This window comes from Rufibacter sediminis (assembly GCF_014269285.1).
GTDB classification, from domain to species: domain Bacteria; phylum Bacteroidota; class Bacteroidia; order Cytophagales; family Hymenobacteraceae; genus Nibribacter; species Nibribacter sediminis.
Genome location: NZ_JACOAF010000033.1, coordinates 1 through 20,793 on the forward strand (window position 1 = coordinate 1; position 20,793 = coordinate 20,793).

The 20,793-nt window shown below is 52.9% G+C and carries 14 protein-coding genes and 1 tRNA gene; 6 read left to right on the forward strand and 9 right to left on the reverse strand.

From position 1 onward, the window contains the following. Positions 1-479: 479 nt before the first annotated feature. From H7U12_RS14645 to H7U12_RS14675, 7 genes are all read right to left on the reverse strand, one after another. Complete coding sequence (locus H7U12_RS14645; RefSeq protein WP_186639302.1) at positions 480-737, reverse strand: acyl carrier protein; 258 nt, start codon at positions 735-737, stop codon at positions 480-482. Between the two features lie 34 nt (positions 738-771). Next, positions 772-4,149 carry an efflux RND transporter permease subunit gene (locus tag H7U12_RS14650; RefSeq protein WP_186639304.1) on the reverse strand — a complete coding sequence of 1,126 codons (3,378 nt, stop codon included), beginning with the start codon at positions 4,147-4,149 and terminating at the stop codon, positions 772-774. A gap of 66 nt (positions 4,150-4,215) precedes the next feature. Further along, positions 4,216-5,370 (reverse strand): efflux RND transporter periplasmic adaptor subunit, encoded by a 1,155-nt coding sequence (locus H7U12_RS14655; protein ID WP_241749419.1) that lies wholly within the window; start codon positions 5,368-5,370, stop codon positions 4,216-4,218. 8 nt (positions 5,371-5,378) lie between these two features. Beyond that, positions 5,379-6,857, reverse strand: a complete 1,479-nt coding sequence (locus H7U12_RS14660) for a TolC family protein (protein ID WP_186639306.1) — start codon at positions 6,855-6,857, stop codon at positions 5,379-5,381. A 653-nt stretch (positions 6,858-7,510) separates the two neighbouring features. Further along, positions 7,511-8,254 (reverse strand): LytR/AlgR family response regulator transcription factor, encoded by a 744-nt coding sequence (locus tag H7U12_RS14665; RefSeq protein WP_186639308.1) that lies wholly within the window; start codon positions 8,252-8,254, stop codon positions 7,511-7,513. Continuing rightward, positions 8,251-9,276 (reverse strand): sensor histidine kinase, encoded by a 1,026-nt coding sequence (locus H7U12_RS14670; protein WP_186639310.1) that lies wholly within the window; start codon positions 9,274-9,276, stop codon positions 8,251-8,253. The genes H7U12_RS14665 and H7U12_RS14670 overlap by 4 nt, the downstream gene beginning before the upstream one ends. Before the next feature lie 45 nt (positions 9,277-9,321). Beyond that, positions 9,322-10,164, reverse strand: coding sequence for a LiaF transmembrane domain-containing protein (locus H7U12_RS14675; protein WP_186639312.1), 843 nt, complete (start codon positions 10,162-10,164; stop codon positions 9,322-9,324). Between the two features lie 310 nt (positions 10,165-10,474). Between H7U12_RS14675 and pheS the strand changes: the two genes are divergently transcribed. The 6 genes from pheS to H7U12_RS14705 all read left to right on the forward strand — a co-directional run bounded on the left by pheS (position 10,475) and on the right by H7U12_RS14705 (position 18,164). Further along, entirely contained in the window at positions 10,475-11,500 is a 1,026-nt protein-coding gene (gene pheS, locus H7U12_RS14680) for a phenylalanine--tRNA ligase subunit alpha (RefSeq protein WP_186639314.1), read from the forward strand. Between the two features lie 208 nt (positions 11,501-11,708). Further along, positions 11,709-11,782: transfer RNA gene (locus H7U12_RS14685), tRNA-Asn, on the forward strand. Between the two features lie 343 nt (positions 11,783-12,125). Continuing rightward, complete coding sequence (locus H7U12_RS14690) at positions 12,126-14,435, forward strand: TonB-dependent receptor (protein WP_186639316.1); 2,310 nt, start codon at positions 12,126-12,128, stop codon at positions 14,433-14,435. Further along, a complete protein-coding gene (locus tag H7U12_RS14695) occupies positions 14,342-15,682 on the forward strand; it encodes a DUF4374 domain-containing protein (RefSeq protein WP_241749421.1) in 1,341 nt (446 codons plus the stop codon). The genes H7U12_RS14690 and H7U12_RS14695 overlap by 94 nt, the downstream gene beginning before the upstream one ends. Positions 15,683-15,758: 76 nt before the next feature. Further along, positions 15,759-16,991, forward strand: a complete 1,233-nt coding sequence (locus tag H7U12_RS14700; protein WP_186639318.1) for a PepSY-associated TM helix domain-containing protein — start codon at positions 15,759-15,761, stop codon at positions 16,989-16,991. A 477-nt stretch (positions 16,992-17,468) separates the two neighbouring features. After that, entirely contained in the window at positions 17,469-18,164 is a 696-nt protein-coding gene (locus H7U12_RS14705) for a helix-turn-helix domain-containing protein (RefSeq protein ID WP_186639320.1), read from the forward strand. Between the two features lie 101 nt (positions 18,165-18,265). Here the strand turns inward: H7U12_RS14705 and H7U12_RS14710 are convergent, their stop codons facing one another. Together H7U12_RS14710 and H7U12_RS14715 are read right to left on the reverse strand one after the other, a co-directional pair. Further along, entirely contained in the window at positions 18,266-19,537 is a 1,272-nt protein-coding gene (locus H7U12_RS14710) for a DUF58 domain-containing protein (RefSeq protein WP_255896741.1), read from the reverse strand. Between the two features lie 253 nt (positions 19,538-19,790). Then, positions 19,791-20,786: an AAA family ATPase gene (locus H7U12_RS14715; protein WP_186639322.1), complete on the reverse strand. Its 996-nt coding sequence runs from the start codon at positions 20,784-20,786 to the stop codon at positions 19,791-19,793. Positions 20,787-20,793 lie beyond the last annotated feature (7 nt).

Genomic DNA, 20,793 nt, shown 5'->3' on the forward strand with positions numbered 1-20,793 from the left:
GAGCGTCAGCGAGTTTCTTTTCTTCATGATTCTTTTGGTTACTTTTCTCATCCAGGAGAAAAGTGACAAACGCGGGCAGACCGCGACTGCAACCCCAAGGCTTGGCAAGACGGAAGTGAAGAGTAAAGACGGATAGCAAACCGGAAAAGCAGTCATGGTCGTTGGTGAAAACACCAACAACGGCGAGAAAGCCCCATAGAGTAGTTTTGAGGCTAACGCCTCACTGAAGTTGCAAACTTCAGCTCATTGTAGGTCCAAGTTGGAAACTTGAACCAGCTATATTTTTAGAAATCAATGGCCCTACTTTCAAAGGGGGAATCCCTGCTTAGGAGAAGCTAACCTGATTATTGGTGAGAACGCTAACAACACCGAGCACGGCAGGCACGGCTACCCGCTGAACAGCTAAAGACACGAAAGAAAGACAGCAGAAAATTCCCGCTGCCTTTCGAAGTAAAAAATGAGCAATTTAAGAAAAGAGCTTAGCTCGCCTGGCGCATGGTGTGCGTAGACACGTAGTCCACGAAATCACCCACGGTATTCAGCGGCACTTCATCGGGGATCACAATCTTAAAGTTCTTCTCCAACTCAAGAATGATATCGACGACGTCAACGGTGTCAAACCCAAACTCTTTGCTGAGGTCAGCGGAGACGCGGAGACGCGACGGCTTGATCTCCTTGGTTTTGCTGATGATTTTAACGACTTGCCGGGTAACAGAGGGAGTATGTGCAGTAATCATATAATAGAAGTTAAAGGGTCCTTATTCAAACAAATCAGCCTACCAGCACCGCCTGTTCTTTGCGGCGCTTGGGGAGTACCCGATTCTTAATTTTTTCATTGATCAGGTACATCATAGGCACTACCAACAGGGTAAGGAACGTAGCAAAACTTAGTCCAAAAATGATGGTCCAAGCCAGGGGTCCCCAGAACGTCACGTTCTCGCCGCCCAGGAAAAAGTGCGGATCGAACTCCGTAAAGAGGGTGAAAAAGTTGAAGTTCAAACCGATGGCCAGCGGAATTAACCCCAGAATGGTAGCGGTGGCGGTCAGCATCACCGGACTCAAACGCGTTTTACCGGCCATCACAATCGCTTCTTTCAGTTCCATTCCTTCGCCCATCAACACATCTGTGAATTCAACCAGCAAAATCCCGTTCTTCACCACTATCCCCGCCAAAGCAATGATCCCTATCCCGGTCATCACAATGGACATGTCCATATTGAAGACAGAGAAACCCAGCAATACCCCTATCACCGAGAAGATAACTTCTGATAAAATTATCAGGGATTTTGAAACGGAGTTAAACTGCGTCACTAACACCAAGAAAATCAAACCCATAGAGGCGATACCGGCCAGCGACAGAAAATCCATGGTCTCTTTCTGGTCTTCCTGCTCCCCGCCCATTCTGATCTCGTAGCCCTCAGGCGTAGGAAAACGGTCCAGCGCCGTCTGGATATTGCCTACCACTTCGTTGGGGTTAAAGCCGCCCAACACGTTGGAGGAAAGCGTGATCACCCGCTTCAGGTTCTTGCGTTTAATGCCGCCGTAGGTGGTGGAGTATTTGATGCTGGCGACCGCCGAAACCGGCACCTGCCGCACCGCACCCGAAGGATCCCGGAAGGTGAGTACCATGCCCATGAGCTGGTCAATGTTCTTGCGGTACTGCTCGGCTAACCTGATCTGGATAGGGTATTCGTCCTCATCGCGCTTGAACTTGGAAGCCTCTTTCCCGAAGATGGCCGTCCGGAGCTCAGAACCGATCTGGGCGGTACTCAGCCCCTCGCGGTTGGCGCGTACGCGGTCAATCTCCACGGTGATCTCGGGGTTCTTGTCTTCCAGATCGGTGCGGAGGTCTTCCACGCCGGCAATCTGCGCCGAGTCCAGGTAGCGCTGCACGTTCTTGGAGACCTGAATGAGTCCGGCAAAATCCTCACCGGCAATCTCCACCACAATGGGTTTGCCTACCGGCGGACCGTTCTGCTCCTGCTCCACGGTGATCTCCGCGCCCGGAATTCCCTTCACCGCCTCGCGGATTTGGTCCAGGTAGTTGGCGGTGCTCACCCCCGGCTGGCGGTATTGGTACTCCACAAATGCCACCGTCACCCGGCCTTTGTTAGACTCGGCCTGCCTGCTCCCAGATTGCGGGTCACCGGCCCCTACGGCCACGTTGGAGATCACCGATTCCACGTTGGGGTTCTTGTCTCCCACCACTCTGAATACCCGCCGTTCCACCACCTTGGTGATAGAATCCGTCACCGACTGGTCCGTTCCTACGGGCATGGTGATGTAGGTGTAGATGAAGTTAGGATCACCCTGCGGGAAGAACACCACCTTAGGAGCCCTCAGGCCCGTCACAATGAAGGATACGAACAGAAGCGCCACCACAAACCCCACCACCTTGTAAGGCCGACGGCCCACCAGCATCCACCGGAGCAGACGCTCATAGCGGGTCATGAAAGCGGGCAAGGCGCGGGTCTGGAACTTATTAATCCAGCCGGTGAAGACAAACTTGTTCAGGGCTACAAACGCCATGAGCACCACCACCAGGCTGCCAATTCCTATCCAACCGAAGGCAAAACTTAGCAAAGCCAAACCACCCATGATGAGCATAGACAACCGGAAGTTTTTCCGCTCTTTCTCCGGATTATGGCCTCTTTTCATAAAAGACACCGCAAACACCGGGTTGATGATAAACGCCACCACCAATGAGGCCATCAGGGTTAGGATAAGCGTAATGGGCAGGTAGAACATAAACTCCCCCACAATGCCGGGCCAGAACGCCAGCGGCAGAAACGGAGCCACCGTGGTGAGCGTACCGGCCAACACCGGCAGGAAGACCTCGCCCGCCGCCATTTTCGCGGATTTGGCAATGTTCCAGTTGGTCTCATGGAAGATCCGGTGCGTGTTTTCAATCACCACAATGGCGTCATCCACCACAATGCCCAGGGCCAGCAGGAAAGAGAACAGCACGATCATGTTCAAGGAAAAACCAATCATGGGCATGATCAGGAAAGCGATAAACATAGAAATCGGCACCGACAGCCCCACAAACAAGGCATTGGTGGTGCCCATGAAGAACATCAGAATCAAAGTCACCAGAATAAACCCGATGATGATGGTGTTGATGAGGTCATTCAAGGTGTGGCGCGTACTGGTAGACTGGTCACCGGTCACGGTAATTTTGAGGCTTTCGGGCAGCGTGGTGCCGTGGGCCTCGTCAATGATGGCGTTGATCTTGTCTGAGGCCTCAATCAGGTTTTCGCCGCTGCGCTTCACCACGTTAAGGGTAATCACCGGCTCATTGTCCAGGCGGGCGAAGCTCTCGCGCTCTTCAAAGGTATCGGTGACCTGCGCGATGTCTCTTAGATAAATGTTACCGCCGTTCAGAGATTTGATCACAATATCCCCGATGATGGTCGGATCGGTGTACTGGCCCACCACGCGCACGGCCCGTTTCATGTCGCCCACGCGCACCGTACCGCCCGAGATGGTCATGTTCTCCGTAGCGATGGCCCGCTCCACGTCGCCAAACGTCACGCCGGCCACCTGCATCTTGTACATGTCCATGTTCACCTGCACCTCCTGCTCCAGCGCTCCCACAATATCCACGCGGGTGATCTCCGGGAGCGTTTCAATGCGGTCCTGCAGGTCCTCGGCAAACTGCTTCAGTTTCTCGGCGCTGAAATTTCCCGAGAGGTTCACGTACATGATGGGCATCTCAGAAAAGCTGATTTCCTGCACGTTGGGTGCCTGATCCAGATCAGTAGGCAGATCGGTTTGGGCTTTGTCCACGGCGTCCTTCACGCGCTGCTTGCCTACTTCCACCTCCACATCGGTGTTGAACTCCACGTTGATCATCGCGAAGTCCTGCATGGAGGTGGAGGTCACCCGTTTCACCCCGTTCAGCGATTTGATCTGCTTTTCAATGGGGCGCGTGACCAGGTTCTCCATATCCGACGGCGAGGTGCCGGGGTACACCGTGGTCACGATCATGGTGGGGATCACGATGTCCGGGAAGTTCTCTTTCTGTAGCCGGTTGTAGGCCAGAATACCCGCCAAAGTGAGAATGAGCACGATGAAGTAGATACTGGTGCGGTTGTCAATGGCCCAGCTGGTGGGCTTGAATTCCTTGCTGTTATTTGATTGTTCCATTTGGCTGGATATTTGGGAAGCCCTGTTGCCGGGAAGACGTTTTAGGGCTTCTTTTTGAAAAACTGCTTAGAAACTCACCGGCTGGCCTTCGTTCAGGTTCTGCGCGCCGGCCTTAATCACTTGATCGTTGGCATTGAGCCCAGTCAGAACTTCCACTTTGCCGCCGTAAGCCGTACCCGTGCTGATGTTCCGTTTCACCGCCACGCGCTGGCTGCCTTTCTGCTCCACCACGTACACGAAGTTACCTTGCTCGTCTTTCTGCACGATGTCCAGCGGCAGGGTGAGGGCGTTCTCCTTGGCGTAGTCCTGGATGCGCACCACTGCCACCATGTTAGGCCGTAAGTTCACTTTGCCCTGTTCAGAAGGCTTCACGCCCAGTTCCACCGTAAAGGCCCGGTTAGACGGATTGATGTTGCTGCCTACCACCCGCACCGTGGTCATGATCTCCTGGTTCAGATCCGGGAAGAGCACCAGGGCATCATCGCCTTTTTTGATTTTGCTGGCGTAGGCTTCGGATACCTCGGCCACAATCTTGCCGCTGCTGGCGTTCACTAACCGGATGATCCCCATACCGGGCGCGACCGCTTCCCCGGATTTAGGCACCACCTGATCCACCTCACCCGAGATAGGCGCTTTCACCGTGTACTGGGCCCGGGCAGCCTGCATGGCGGCCAACTGACGCTCCAGGCTCTCCACGTTGTTTTTGGCGGTCAGAAACTGGATTTCGGTACCGATTTTCTGGTCCCAGAGGTTCTTCTGCTTCTGGTACACCGTGCGGGCCAAATCCAGGTTAGGCCGAAGGGCGGCAATCTGCTGGTCCAGCGGGCCGGGGTCAATGGTGGCGAGCGTCTGCCCGCGGCTCACGCGGTTACCGGGGTCTACCCGCAGACTGGTCAATACGCCCGGCACCTTGGGGCTTACCATCACGTTCTGGTCGAAGTCTACGCGGCCCTGCACTTCCAGGTAATGGCGAAAGGTTTCGGGCTGTACGCTCATCACGGAGACGGGCACCGCGGTCACTTTAGGCGCCGGGCCTTTGCCTTCTTTCTGCAGCTCGGTTTCTAGTTGGGTGATTTGGGTGGTCAGCTCGGCCTGCTGTTTTTTCAGCTCGGCTAACTGGGTGGCTTTGTCTTTTTCGGCGCAGCCAGAGGCCATCATCGCCATGGAAATAAAGCCGGTGAGGAGATAGATTTTCATAGAAGATACAAATGAGAGGTTCATGGGTCAGATTATTTCAGGAGTAAGGCACCCGTGGCGCGGTCGGCGTCTACCTGGGCGATTAAAGCGTCATAGAGGGCACTGTAGTAGCTGGTCTGGGCGGCCCGCAGGTCGGTCTCGGCGGTGATCACTTCCAGGTTGGAGCCTACGCCCTGCTGGTACTTGATGCGCGACACCCGGGCAATCTCCTCGGCCAGTTCCAGGTTCTGGCGCTGGGCCCGCAGCACGCTCAAGGTGTTTTCCACGGTGACATCGGACTGGCGCAGTTCCAGATCAATGGATTGCTGGAGCTGTTCAAAGCCCAGTTTCACGTTTTCGAGCTGAATGCGGGATTGCTGCACCTGGTAGCTTTTGCGAAGACCGTCAAAGATGGGCACCTGCAAACTCACGCCCACCACGCCAAAGTCAAACCAATTGCGTGTAGTGGTGTTGTTAGCACCCGCTTTCACATCCAAAAGCTTTCCGGCGGAGTTCCCCACGCCGTTGTAGCCGTAGTTCGCGTTCAGCAACAGCCGCGGCCAGTACCCAGATTTGATGTTGCGCTGCTGCAGGAGGGCCAGATCACGCTGCGTTTCCAGAATGGAATATTCAATGCGGTTGGCGTATTCAAAGCCGCTGTAATTGATCCGGGGTTTGGCATTGGCCAGGCTGCTTTCGTTGAGCTGATCGGTGAGCAGGATGGGTTGGGTCTGCGGAAAGCCCATCTGGAACTTCAGCAACTGCTCGCCTAACGCCAACAAACGCTGGGCTTTGTCGCGGTCAATCTTCAGGTTGTTGTAGCTTACCTTGAGGCGGTCTACGTCCAGTTTCTCCACGAAGCCATTGGTGTTCATGACCGTGGTCTGGCGTAGCAGCGTGTCCAGGCGGGCGAGGTTCTGGTCCAGCAACTTGATCTGCTCTCCGGCCACCAGCACGCTGTAGTAGGCCTTGCTCACCTGCTCGGCCACTTCAATCTCGCCTTGTTGGGTGCTCTTCTTAGACAGCTGGGTATAGGTAGAGGCAGCCCGCAAGCCAATGAGGTACGAGCCGTCAAAGAGCAGTTGCGAAGCCGAGAGAGCAGCGGCACCGGTCCAGGGCTGCACGAAGGTGATGGCCTGCGGACCCGACATTCCTTCCGGCACGGTGTAGGTGGGCGTGAGCACGATGTCTTTTCCCGAGCTAAGTTGCTGCGGTGTGATGGTGAAGCTGTTTAACTGCCCGCCTCCGCCAAACGCACTGAAATCCACAATGGATTTTTGCTGGATAAAGTTGTTGCTGATGTCTACGCCGGCATTTACCTGCGGCAACCCGATGGCCCGCACCTCTCCCACTTTGGCTTTGTCAATCTGTTCCTGGTTGCGCAGCGTCTTCAGGTTAGGGCGGTTCTGGAGCGCGTACTGAATGGCCTGTGGCAGTGAAAACGCCTGCTCCTGCGCCGTGACGGGGTTAGGAGAAAGCAAAGAGAGCAGCCAGCCTAGCAGAAGCCAACTGACGGAGATGCGCTTTTTCATACGTTATTCTTCTTCAATAATCTGTTTAAAATGGTTGATCAACTTATATCCACTGAGCGGACCGGCCCCGGCATGAAATGCTCCAGCCAGGCGATTCTGTACTTTCTGCAGGTTTAATTGGGGGAAGGCTAGATCCTGGAGTTACTCCAGCTCCATCTCGGACAACCGCAGGCGCGTCAGCATCTCCACGCCCGGAACTGCCCGAACGTGTTTCTCTTTGAAGCCTCGTTAAATGTGTTCTTTGGTCTGTTTTAGAAAGAAATGGTTCTTTTGCTCATTTAAAAGCAGGGGCATCCCAGGAAAGCCTGGTGGGCAATCCTCTGGAGAAGGAAGAGCAAGGGAGCAGTGACCAGTGGTGCTGGCTTCTGTTTTGGACTTAGTTTAGGGAAATCAGGCCTAAAACGCAGGAGAGGGGTACCGTCGCTCCTTTGATTTCGTCCGTTTTCTCTTGTCTGAATTAGGCTACGTTTTTCATCTGCTTAACTCAAGTTGGAATGTGATCAAGACGTTAAAAACCAACCCACCCCTACCCCTCCGAGGAGGGGAATCCTCAGCAGTGTTTTTATAAGATTCTGTATTCCCCTCCTTTGAGGGGTAGGGTTGGGTAAATGAGGGCTACATATCTACCACTTGTCCAAACACTTAAGCACCTACTAGATCCCGAGGACGGATTTCAGCTTGGGATAACCGGTTTTGCTGAGTGGGATGCGGGTGCCATTGCGGAGCAGAGCTACGTGGGTTTCCTTTTCCAGCGGTTCAATGCGGGTGAGCTGGTCCAGGGCCAGAATGTACGAGCGATGCACCCGCACAAACTTGCTGCTCTCCAAAGTCTTCTCGTAGTACCCCATGGTCTTCTTTTTCAGGAAGCAGCCGTAGGCGGTATGAATTTTCACGTAGTCATCATAGGCTTCCAGGTACTGGATGTCGTGCACGGGAATGATCCGGATGTCGTTGTTCACCTTCACCACAATGCGTACCTGCTCCTCGGGTTGTTTGGCGGTGACTTCCTCCAGCACCTTCACGGCGGCTTCCTGGGCGGGCTGCTGCTGTTTTTGGCGCCATTTCTTTAAAGCGGCATCAAAACGCTCCTGGGTGAACGGCTTGAGCAGGTAATCCACGGCGTTGGTCTCGAAGGCCTTGATGGCGTACTCGTCAAACGCGGTGGTGAAAATCACGCTGGGCACCGCCTCCACCAGTTCCAGCATCTCAAACCCGTTGATTTTGGGCATCTGGATGTCCAGGAATACCAGCTCGGGCTGATGCTGAAGAATGGCTTTCACGCCCTCAAACCCGTTATTGCACTCCTGCACCATCTCCATGTCTGGGTAGTTTTGCAGGTATTCGCAGACAATGCTGCGGGCCAAAGGTTCGTCGTCAATTACCAGGCACTTGATCATGATTTCTGCGGAATTTTAACGGTGGTGATGAAAACGTTGTCTTGCTGATGGGTGGTGAGCAGATCGGTGCGGGCGTACAACAGGTACAGGCGCCGCCGGACCGAGTCCAGCCCGAAGCCGGTGCCCTGCTTGTGTTGCAGCAGCGCGGAGTCAAAAGGATTCAGAGTGCTGATGACCAGCATGGAATCCTGCAGGGTGGCGGTAATCTGAATAAGGATGTCGTCAATGGTGTCATACAAACCGAATTTAATGGCGTTTTCCACAATGGGTTGCAGCAGCAGGTAAGGCAACTGCCCTTGCAGGCTCTCCTCTTGATAATCTACCTGGGTCTGTAAACGGTGCCCGAAACGCACTTTCTCAATCTCCAGGTAAATCTGCAGATGCTGCAGTTCATCAGAGAGCGGCACCATGGTCTGGTCGTCTTTCCGGAGCGTGCCTCTTAAAAAGTCAGAGAGCTGCTGCACCATTTTCTTGGCCTGATCGGGCTTGGTTTTCACCAGCGCACTGATGGAGTTGAGGCTGTTGAACAGGAAGTGGGGTTGCAGTTGCTGCCGCAGGTTAAATAACTCAGCTTCGCGGGCCAGTTTTTCGGTGGCGGCTTTGCGTTCCTCGGCTTCCTGTTTTTCGCGGGCATAGAACCAGAGCCAGTTCTGCAGCACAATGAACAGAATCATAAGCCAGGCGAAGGCCAGCCGCACAAAAAACGTCTTGTCCACAAAAGCCAGATACTCTCCTTGCCCACCCAGCAGATATTCCAGGCCCACATCCCAGAGCACCAGACTGATGGTGGCCACCCCCAGACTCCAGCCCATCAGGTACACTACTTGCCTGCCGCCCGGCCGGTAAAACCGCAGCGCGATGGCCATGATATAGCCGCTGCCAATCACCAGCGCGTTGGTTAAAGCGGCGTCTCGCAACGCCAACTCTAAGGGGTAGCCCACCTGGTAGATGACCATGGTTTGCACCGCCGCCCAGACCAGCGCCCACCCCAGGTACAGCAGAATAACTTTAAGACACCCCATGATTCAATTTCGGTTTGGCGGCTAAACAGGAGCCCACTTTTGGAATTAGTAACTCTTCACTTCGATGCCCCCGCAGAGCACCGTTCCCTTCAAGACCAGCACCTTGTCGGTTTCCAGGGCCGCCTCCACGAAGCCTCTTTTGTCATCCACGCCCCCAAAGACGGTGATCACCTCTGAGCGCACCCGCCAGTGCGGCGGAATGATCAGGCTGACGCCACCAAAGAACTCGGTGATGTTCAGAATCACTTCGCCCTGAATGTCAGCGTGGGTGAGGTTGTATTTGGCGCCGCCGCAGAAGGTCACAATGTCGCCGCCTTTGAAGTTTTTCGTGATCACGTTTTTGGTGATGCCGCCAAACACGGCGGTGGCCGTCAGGAAGTCTTCTTTGGAGAAACTCTCAGCTGAAGCGTTCTCTCGGGAGAAGCTCTCATTGGGATTGGGATAGTTCTCTTTGGAGAAGTTCGCCTTGTTGAAGTTGGGCCCCTGCGGCCCGAACCGCCTTACGTTCTTGGCGTGTTTCTCGCAGGTGTGCCGGGGCTTGAAGATAATCCAGAGACCGCCCACCATGAGCAGGATCGGCCACATGAAAGGCTTGATGGAGAGCCCGGGTATTAGGTCTTCCAGCAGAAACACGCCCCCTATGATGACCGGCACAATCCAGCCCGGATTCCGGAACGAGTGCCTGATCCCCGAAAACACCCCGATCACGATCAGGATCATCTTCCAGGAGAACACCCACCGGGGCAACACGATGGCGTTCATCTGGTAGGCCAGCAGCAGCGCCCCTATCGCCATGATCAGTAACCCGGCGCCTACCCGGCCGCCGCGGCTGGTGGGGCGGTCCCATCGCTGGTAATCTCCCACTCGTTTTATGTGTTGATTTTCCATAACCTTGCTGATTTATGTTCCAAAACTAGGCAGAACCCCAGCGCGCCACAACGGGAATTAGGCCAAGTCCGGCAGAAAGTAGGTGAACGGCGGCTGGGCGTAGGTGAACGGCGGAAAGGTTTCCATTCACCTACTTTCCGGCCGAAAGCCTGCTGATTAGCTTCCTCAAAGAAAGCATTTTATGCCTGATTTTCAGAAAACAGGCGTAAAACAGCCAACTTCTGTTTTAGGGCTACTTCTCGAAAAGCAGGCGCAAAACGTCTTCTGGATAAAACGATTCGCAATCACCATTAATCTTTATCTTTGCGCTATGCTATTGGAGAACATCAAACGGCTCACCCAAGAGGTAGAAGCCTATGCTATAGAGAACAAAGAGCAACTGGAAACCTTCCGGAACACCTATGTGAGCCGCAAAGGCCAGATTGCCGCCCTGTTTGACGAGATGAAAACCGTTGCCCCCGAGCAACGCAAGCAGGTTGGCCAGGAACTGAACCAACTCAAGAACCTGGCCCAGCAGAAAATGGACGGCGCCCAGGAAGCGCTGGAGCAGAACGCCACGCCAGACGCGCTGGCCGGCCTTGACTTCACTTTGCCGCCCGTGCCCCACACGCTGGGCAACCGCCACCCCTTGGCCAAGGTGCGCGAGGAGATCATCCGCATCTTTGAACGGATAGGGTTTAACGTGTCCGAGGGACCGGAGATGGAGGACGACTGGCACAACTTCTCGGCGTTGAACTTCCCCGAGAACCACCCCGCCCGCGACATGCAGGACACGTTCTTCCTGAGCAAGAACCCCGACATGCTGCTGCGCACGCACACTAGTAGCGTGCAGGTGCGCGTGATGGAGCACCAGAAACCACCCATCCGCACGCTGTCTCCGGGCCGCGTATTCCGGAACGAGGCCATCTCGGCGCGCGCGCATTGCGTGTTCCACCAGGTAGAAGGCTTGTTCGTGGACCGGGGCGTGAGCTTCAAGGATTTGAAAGACACGCTGTACCACTTCGTGAAGGAGTTGTTCGGGCCAGACACGCAGATCCGGTTCCGGCCGTCGTTCTTCCCCTTCACTGAGCCCAGCGCCGAGATTGACATCACCTGCCACATCTGCAAAGGCAAAGGCTGCAACATCTGCAAGTACAGCGGTTGGGTAGAGATTGGCGGCAGCGGCATGGTAGACCCGCAGGTGCTGGAAAACTGCGGCATTGATTCCAAAGAGTTCTCCGGATTCGCCTTCGGGATGGGCATTGAGCGGATTACCATGCTCAAGTACCAGATCAAAGACCTGCGCCTCTTCACCGAGAACGATGTCCGGTTCCTGCGCCAGTTTGAGGCCATTTAAGGAATTACCCGTTCCGGCCGCAGTTGGCACTTGGGCTGTTTCAGGGCTCTTTTCAGGAAAACGGCCCTGAAACAGAAAATTTCTGGTTTCATTTTCAATGACTTATCAGAAATCTTAAAATTTTTCCGGGCGAACACTTGCGCACAATCAGAATAGCCCCTACTTTTGCATCATCATTCAAGGTCACCACGGCTAGAAAGTGATAAACTCCTCCTTAGCTCAGTCGGTTAGAGCACATGACTGTTAATCATGGGGTCCTTGGTTCGAGCCCAAGAGGGGGAGCTTTTAAATCAGCCACTTACGAGATAAAACTTGTGAGTGGCTTTTTTGTTTGCCTATCATTTGCTTCCCTTCCTTTAATTACCACACCCTATTCCTTCGGGCACACTATGTGCTAAACAAGCTGGCCCACTTCCTTCCTTTCTATTCATTTAAATTATTTGTATTCAGTCTAAATAAAATTTGGCTTTTTACTTTTACCTCCTACATTCGCACTACTTAAAATCATTCTAAATAAGTAGAAGCTTTGTCTCCGCAACACCATTTCATCAAGGCACTTTCAGTTATATTGGCCTGTATCTGCCTCTCTAAGAGCGCTTGGGCACAAAACCAAGACAAAGCAAGTGTGCACGGGAAAGTGAGCTCCACTACAGGTGAGGCACTAGCGGGAGTGAGTGTAGTCCTCAAGAACTCCACCATTGGTACCTATACAGACGCAAAAGGCCAGTTCAACCTCTCCGGAATAGCACCGGGTTCCTACGTTATTACTATTAGCTACCTCGGGTATGAGACACAGGAGCAGTCAATCCAATTAAGAGAATCTCAGCAGGTAGAAGTAAACGCCAGTCTTTCCAGCAAAGCCTTTGAAGTGACCAGCGTAGAGGTGGTAGGCAAATCTGTCACGAGGGAAATAAATGAGCAGCCTTATGCCGTGACGGCCATCTCCGTAAAGGAACTGCAAAACAGCACCTCAGACGCCAAAGAAGTTTTAAACCGGGTTTCAGGGGTAAGAGTATTGGAGGAAGGCGGCCTGGGATCTAACCTTAGCTTCAGTTTAAATGGGTTCTCAGGCGATCAGGTGAAGTTCTTCCTGGACGGCCTGCCCATGGACAACTTCTCTTCCTCCCTGAGTTTAAGCGATATCCCGGTGAACACCATAGACCGCATAGAGGTCTATAAAGGAGTAGTACCGGTGTGGCTAGGCACTGATGCCCTAGGCGGAGTGGTCAATATCATCACAAACAAGAAGGAGAATTTCCTGGATGCCTCTTACTCTGTTGGCTCCTTCAACACCCATCGTCTTTCTTTTAACGGAGCCTATACCAATCCCCAAAACGGATTTACTTTCCGGGGGAATGTGAACTACAACTATTCAGACAACAACTACAAGGTGTGGGCACCCATCACGGAAGGCAATAACGTAGTTGACACGGCGGAGGTAGAACGGTTCCATGACCGCTACCGCTCAGGCATGGTCAAACTAGAGGCTGGCTGGGCAAACCGCAAATTCGCCGACAATCTTTTGTTGGGGATTATCGCGGCCGGCAACGACAAACAGGTGCAGACCGGGGCCACTATGAACACCGTTTATGGCGCTGTTTCCCAAAATAGCCACTCTATTGTTCACACGCTCAAATACAGCAAAGAAAACCTTTTCACAGAAGGCTTGAATGTCAGCTTTTTTGGGGCTCTCAACAGAACCAAAAGTGAGATCATTGATACCCTGCGCGGCATAAGGTATAACTGGCTGGGAGAAACCACCATCACCCCGGGTTCTACCGAAGGAGAACTAGACACAGAAGCTTCTTTTGTCACTATGACGGATGATGACTTTAACAGCCAGTTCAACGCCGGATACGTGATTAGCCCCACTGTTTCTGTGGCACTTAATTATGCCCTGTCTTATTTCTACCGGGAAGTTTTCGATTCAGTGAACCCCGATAAACTTGAAAACCGATTTCCTAAATCCCTCTTCAAGCAGCAAGTGGGAATGGCCTTCAAGTTTGATCCCTCACCCAAATGGAGCACCACTGTTTTTGGGAAATATTACTTCCTGAGAACCAAAACAAGCAAAGAGTTTGGTTTTGGCGGGCAAGACCGAAGAATAGAAGGAGTTGAGCCTCAAAAAACAAACCTCGGTTACGGAATAGCCACGGCCTATTTCCTGCTCCCAAGCCTACAACTGAAAGCCTCTTATGAACACGCGTACCGGATGCCCTGGCCCAACGAGATATTTGGCGATGGCGTAGCCGTAACCCCTAACCCTGACCTGGGGCCTGAAAAAAGCGACAACGTGAACGTAGGAGCCGCCTATACTTTCAACCTTGGAACAGACCATCATTTCAACCTTGAAAGTAGCTTCATCTACCGCCAAGCAGATGACTTGATTTACAGGGCCGTTTCCAACAGCCCAAGGGCGCCCTTTGATAATTTATCCAAATCAAGCACCAAAGGAGTAGAAGGAAGTCTGCGTTACCGATGGCGCGAAACGCTACACCTTGGCGGTAGCATCACCTACCAGGACATCACAGACCAGGCAGATTCTGTTTACAATGAGTCCATCAACAACTCGGGTTGGCTAACCAATTATTACAAAGGCGCTAGAGTACCCAATATCCCCTATCTGTTCGGCAACTTCAACGCGGGACTTACCTTCAAGAATGTGTTTACCCCAGAATCTACCTGGGGCATCAATTACTACTTCAATTTTGTAGAGCAATATTTTCTGGGCTGGGCCAGGTACGGGTCTAAAGACACAAAAACAGTAATCCCCAGGCAGTTCTCCCACAACCTGGAAGTCGCTTACAGTCTAAAGCAGGGGAAATACAATATAGCCGCAGAATGCCGCAATCTGACCGATGCTCGGCTCTACGACAAGTTTTACCTCCAGAAACCCGGCCGCGCTTTTTACCTGAAGTTGAGATACGTCCTTTAACCAATTTCACTATCAACTATAAACCAATCCACCCTATGTTTTCAATGATTCAAGCAAAAAAGCTGGCTCTGCCGGTAATAGGGCTCTGCGCCGCGCTTTCCTTTAGTTCCTGCAGTGATGATGACAATGCGAGCCCAAACTCAGGCCCATTTGTGGTTTCAATGGCTATTCAGGGGAGTAACAATACCTTCACCTATTATACAGCACCTTTTTCAGATGTGATGGGTGCCCCACTTACTGCAGAAGGCAAGGGCATTGAACAACCAGGTTACTTTGATTTCACCCAAATAGGCAGTACCATTTACAGCATTGGCGGCCTGGACAATGTGAATGTGTTAGGAATCAGCAAAAGTGCTACCGGCGAGCTACAGCAGGTAGGAAATACCTCTTTCGCAAACAGCATCTCAGACATTATTCAAGCAGACGCAAACACTTTGGTGGCAGTGGAGATGAACGCCACATCTAACCTTGTCAAGTTCCACACGATCAATGCCAATACCGTTAAGGTCATCAGCACGAAGCAGCACCCGGTTTCTGATCTCACCACTTTATCGGCTCCGTTTTATTCTGGGATGCGCATTAGTGGGAACCACCTGTTCTTAAGTTACTACATCAGCAATCCTAGCACCTTTGTCACCCCATATACAGATGAAGCAGAAATTGCTGTTTACTCATACCCAGATCTGGTGTTCCAGAAAGTGATCAAAGATACCCGCACCGGCCCTGTTGGTGGCTTCAACACGAAGACGGGTTTGACAAAAGACGAGCAAGGCAATCTTTATGTGCTTTCTAACTCTAACCCGGCTAACGGCTACAGCCAAAGCACTAAAAAAGGAGCCATTTTGCGCATTGCTAACGGCCAGACAACCTTTGACCAGAACTATTTCTTTGATGTAGAAGCAGCTACCGGAGGCAAGAACATCGGGCACCTGAAGTATTTGAGCAACGGCAAAGCCTTAGCTGAAGTCAACGCAGAAGTAAACTCAACTCAGAAAATCTGGGCTGACGGCCCCTATAAAACTGCGATTGTTGACTTTAACGCGAAAACTGTTACCTACATCAACGGAATGCCACAACATGCCGGAGGGGGCCGCCGCCTGGCAGCACTGCAAGACGGCAATTTTGTGTACATGGCTATTCCGGAAAACAACAAAGTCTATGTCTATAAAATAGACATCCAAAACCATACTGCCACCAGAGGAGCCGAAGTACAGGCCAGCTTTGTGGCAGGTTTCTCTAAACTATAAGCATCAGTAGAGAGCCGGCTTCAACTCATATAGAGGCTGGCTCCATTCTCTTTCCCAACTCTACTTCCAGTTTAGCATGAAAGGCAAGAAATCAAACAACCCGGGTGTCTTGAGACGCATCAATGACTGGCTCCACTTATGGTTGGGGTTGGTTTCTGGCATTGTGGTGTTTATTGTCAGCATCACGGGGTGCTTCTATGCGTTTCAGCAGGAAATCAAAGATGCGCTGGAGCCCTGGCGGTTTGTGGAGGCGCAGGAGAAAAGCTATGTACCACCCAGCCAATTGCTGGACACGGCCACGGCGTACATGCCCGGCGTGAAGCCCACCGGCCTTACCTACAGCAACCGCGAGGGCGCTGCTGCCGTGGGTTTCAGTACATTTGAGAAGGGGGAACGCAGTTTTACGGCCATTTTCCTGAATCCGTATACGGGCGAGTTCCTGCAGAAGCAGCAATCCATTGGCAAAGGTGAATTCGATTTTTTCCGGTTCATCATTGACGGGCACCGGGCGCTGTGGCTCCCCTACGCCATCGGGCGCCCCATTGTAGGAGTGTGCACGCTCATTTTCCTGGTACTGCTCATTACCGGCCTGGTGATGTGGTGGCCCAGAAGATGGAACAAGTCTAACCGTGACAAAAGCTTTAAGATCAAATGGAACGGCAGTTTCAAACGGGTTAATTACGATCTGCACAACGTGCTCGGCTTTTACAGCCTGCTTTTGGCGTTGGCGTTGGGCATTACCGGCTTGGTTTGGAGCTTCAAGTGGTTTGAGGAGGGGCTGTATTACGTGACCTCGGGCGGAAAAGAGTTACCGGAGCACCACCATCCGCATTCAGACACCACCAAAGCAGCTCTGCTGGCCAACAACACGGTTTCGGCGCTGGACCGGGCCTGGTACAAAACCATAGCCGTAGAACCAAACGCGCAGGGCTTCTACATGACTCCAATTCTGGAAGACAAGGATGATGCCCTTGAGATTATCGCTTACCAGGACCATGGCTCGTGGTACAACCGGAACGAGTACTACTATGACCAGTACACCCTGGAGCTGTTCCGGGTACAAGGCGACCGCTACGAGGAAGCAGGCTTCGCTGATAAATTGTCCTTGCTCAACTACGACCTCCACATTGGGGCCGTCTGGGGTTTACCCGGCAAGGTGCTGGCCTTCTGCATCAGCCTGATCTGCGCCAGTCTGCCCATTACCGGTTTTCTGGTGTGGTGGAATAAAAAGAAAAAAGCCAGGAAAACGACGTCACCTAAAAACGTTGCCCCTATCAACGCCAGAAAACCTGGTGTTGCAACGGCTTAATTCCTTTTAAGCACCAGCCCACCGCGCTTTTTCCTTAATCGGAAGCGTCACTACCCAGGAACCCTTAGCTCTCTCCTAGTGAAGGAGCACCCAAGATAAAGCCACTTACAAGATCCAACTTGTAGGTGGCTTTTCATTTATACCCTCCACATCATTGTAGCACAGCGCTGTGGTGACACCCTGAAAATATCTACTCTCAGGCTAAAAATGGCTTGAGAACCTTTGGTGTTCCGGTGCTTGGCGGCGCTCAGACAACTTCTGTTTTACGCCTCGTTTTATAAAAACCTGCCCAAAACAGGCTTTTAAACTGCTATAAGAGGTGGTGCAAACGAACTAAAGAGGAGCATTTCAGGGAAAACAACTCATTTAGGATAATTTTATTTTAAATTATGCCAAAATAAAGTTAAAATAATGTATCAACCTGTAAATTAATGGCTTAAAAAATCTACTTTTACAGAGTACCTTTTTAAGCTGATCATGATGAGAGTAGCTCCCCCAGAATATCTTCAGCAGGAAATAAAGGACCGGATAGCTCAGTTGGCGACCTTAGCCGAACATCTACCCGGAGTGGTAATTGTCCACAACATCCAAAATAACCTGGGCGTGGAGTACATGTCGCCCAGAGGCTTGCAACAGTTGGGGATTACCCTGGAGGAGCTGCAGCAGATGGGCCGCGAATTTCACAGCCGCTTCTTCAATCCGGTTGAATCATCGGAATATGTCCCTAAACTGGTGAAAGGTCTTTTGGAGCGCAATGATCTAGAGGAAGTGATCTCTTATTTTCAGCAGGTCCGGTTCAAGGAAGAGGAAGAGTGGATGCTGCACCTCAGCGCTACAAAAATCCTGATGCTGGATGAGAGAGGCTTGCCCCTGCTCTCCATCACCGAGGCCATTCTGGTGGACCCCATGCACCACATCACGGCCAAAGTAAAACGCATTCTGGAAGAGAATTCCTTTCTGCGCCAGAATTACCAAAAATTCGCCCAACTGGGGCCCCGGGAACGGGAGGTCCTGAAAAGAGTCGCCCTGGGCAAAAGCTCGCTGGAAATCGCTGATGAAATGTTCATCTCAGAGAAAACCGTAAACACCCACCGCCGCAACATCAAACTGAAACTGAAAACCCACTCTTCGTTTGAGATTGCCCAATACGCCCGGGCCTTCGACCTGATCTGATAACTAACGGACTTTTCTGCCCGGAAGCGCTTCCGTTTTAAGGCTACTTTCCTGAAAACCGGCCTGAAACAAAAGGAGCCAAGGCTACGCCGATGTACGATTTACAGCAATCCGCGGGACTTGAACTCCAGGTACTTGTTAATGGCGTTGACGGTGAGTTTATCCGGCGGAGTCAGAATGGAATGGATGCCGTGGGCCGCGAACTCCTTAACAATCTGGCGTTTTTCGTAGGCAAACTTCTCCGCGATGGCCTTCAGGTAAAGCGATTCGGTGTTTTGGGCCGGTTTTTCCAAAAGGTCACGCGTTTCAGTGTTCTCAAAAAACACGACCAGCACCAGGTGGTGTTTGGCTAGTTTGCGCAGATACGGCAACTGGCGTTTGGCACCGTTGAGGGTCTCAAAATTGGTAAACAGCAGCAACAGGCTGCGCTGTTTGATCCTGGACCTAACGGTGACGTACAGCCGCTGGAAATCGGTCTCCTGGAACCTGGTGGTCTGGTTGTAGAGCACTTCCAGAATCTTCTGCAGTTGCGAGGCCTTCCGTTCGGCGGGCAGCATAGACCCAATCTGGTCTGAGAAGGTGATCAGACCGGCTTTATCTTCCTTGCGCAGCGCCACATTAGACAGCACCAGCGCCGCATTAATGGCGTAATCCAGCAGACTCAGCCCGGCGAAGGGCATTTCCATCACGCGGCCTTTGTCAATGAGGCAATACACCTGCTGCGATTTCTCGTCCTGATAATGATTCACCATCAGCTCCGCTTTGCGGGCCGAGGCTTTCCAGTTGATGGTGCGCTGGTCATCGCCGGCCACGTACGACCTGATCTGCTCAAATTCGGCGCTATGCCCCACCTTGCGCACTTTCTTAATGCCCATGGCAGACAGGTGCTGCGAGGCCGCCAGCAACTCATACTGCCGCATCTGGATAAACGACGGATACACCGGCACCTGCTGCCCCTGACCGAAACGGTAGCGGCGGCGCACGAGCCACAAAGGCCCCTGCACCAGCACATTGGTGGCCCCAAAGGCGTACACGCCGCGCTGCACCGGTCGCAGTTGGTATTCAATCACGTGCGTCTCGCCTTTGGGTACCTGCACCTTGAAACTGGCGTCGCGCTTCTGAAACTGGAACGGCAATTCTTCCAGCACCTCCAACCGCACCGTGAAAGCGTACCGGTTCTCCACGTACAGGTACACCGGGTTCTCGCTTCCGTTGGAGAGCTTCTCCTGCAGGCTGCGCGAGGCCACTACGCCGTTGGACTGCCGGAACAAAGCCAGCAAATCTATCCCCACAAACAGCACCAGAACTCCCAGCAGGATTTTCACCAAAAACAGAAACGCCGGGAAAAAGAAGGCCAGCACAAACAACCCCACCGCCCCGGAGAGCGCATAGAAAAAATACCTGGTGAAGTAAAGGTCTCGGAAAAAGGAAACGAGGGCTTTCAGGGGTACGGCGTTTTAGGGTTGATTTAAGAAAAACGGGGTAAAAACAGGATCAAAGGAAACTGGGTTGTAGCCAGAGGTTAGTAACTTCTTGAGCGGCTTCGTCATCCCCCTACCCCCTTCAAAGGGGGACGGAATGCGTGAGCAGTATCTTTGGGAAAGTTTTGCTTTAAGAGCAGCATCACTAGCGGGGCACCTCGGTTTTCTGGATGATTTGCTTGATCACGTCATCGGGGGTGCCACCTTCCATTTCTCGTTCCGGGGTCAGCTGGATTCGGTGGCGCAGTACGGAGGGGGCCAGCTCCTGCACATCCTCGGGGGTCACGAAAGAACGGTTCCGGAGGGCGGCCAGAGCTTTGGCGCTGTTCAGCAAGGCCAGCGAGGCCCGCGGCGACGCGCCCAGGTACAGCGACTTGTTTGCGCGGGTCTGCACCACCACCTGGGCAATGTATTCCAGTACTTTGGCATCTACGTGCACGTTCTGCACCTGCCGCCGGAGGGCGGAGACCTTTTCGGCGGTGAGCACCGGCTGTATTTCCTCCAGATCCCGCTGCAGAGCCGGCCGGTTGTGATGCACCCCCAAAATAGCGACTTCTTCCTCCAGAGACGGATACTGCACCAGAATCTTGAACAGAAAGCGGTCCAGCTGGGCCTCGGGCAGGCGGTAGGTTCCCTCCTGCTCAATGGGGTTTTGCGTGGCCAGCACAATAAACGGATCGGCCATGGTGTACTGCACTCCGTCCTGGGTGATCTGCTGCTCCTCCATTACCTCAAACAAAGAGGCCTGGGTTTTGGCCGGGGCCCGGTTGATCTCGTCAATTAAGACGATGTTGGAGAAAATAGGCCCTTGCTTGAACTGGAATGTGGCCGTGCCTGGATGGAACACCGACGTTCCCAGCACATCGGAGGGCATCAGGTCTGGGGTGAACTGGATGCGGTTGAAGCCTACGTCAATGGTGCGTGCCAGCAATTTGGCAGTCAAGGTTTTGGCAATACCCGGCACGCCTTCAATGAGCACGTGCCCGTCGGCTAAGATGGCGACCAGCAACAGGTCAATAAACGCCTCCTGCCCGATGATCCGTTTCCGGAGTTCTTCCCTGATGCGCCCGGCGGCGGCTTGCAGGTCTGCGAAATCAGTTTGCGGGGCAAGCCCTAAGGCGGCTTCTTCTAGTGGTTCCATGCGAATT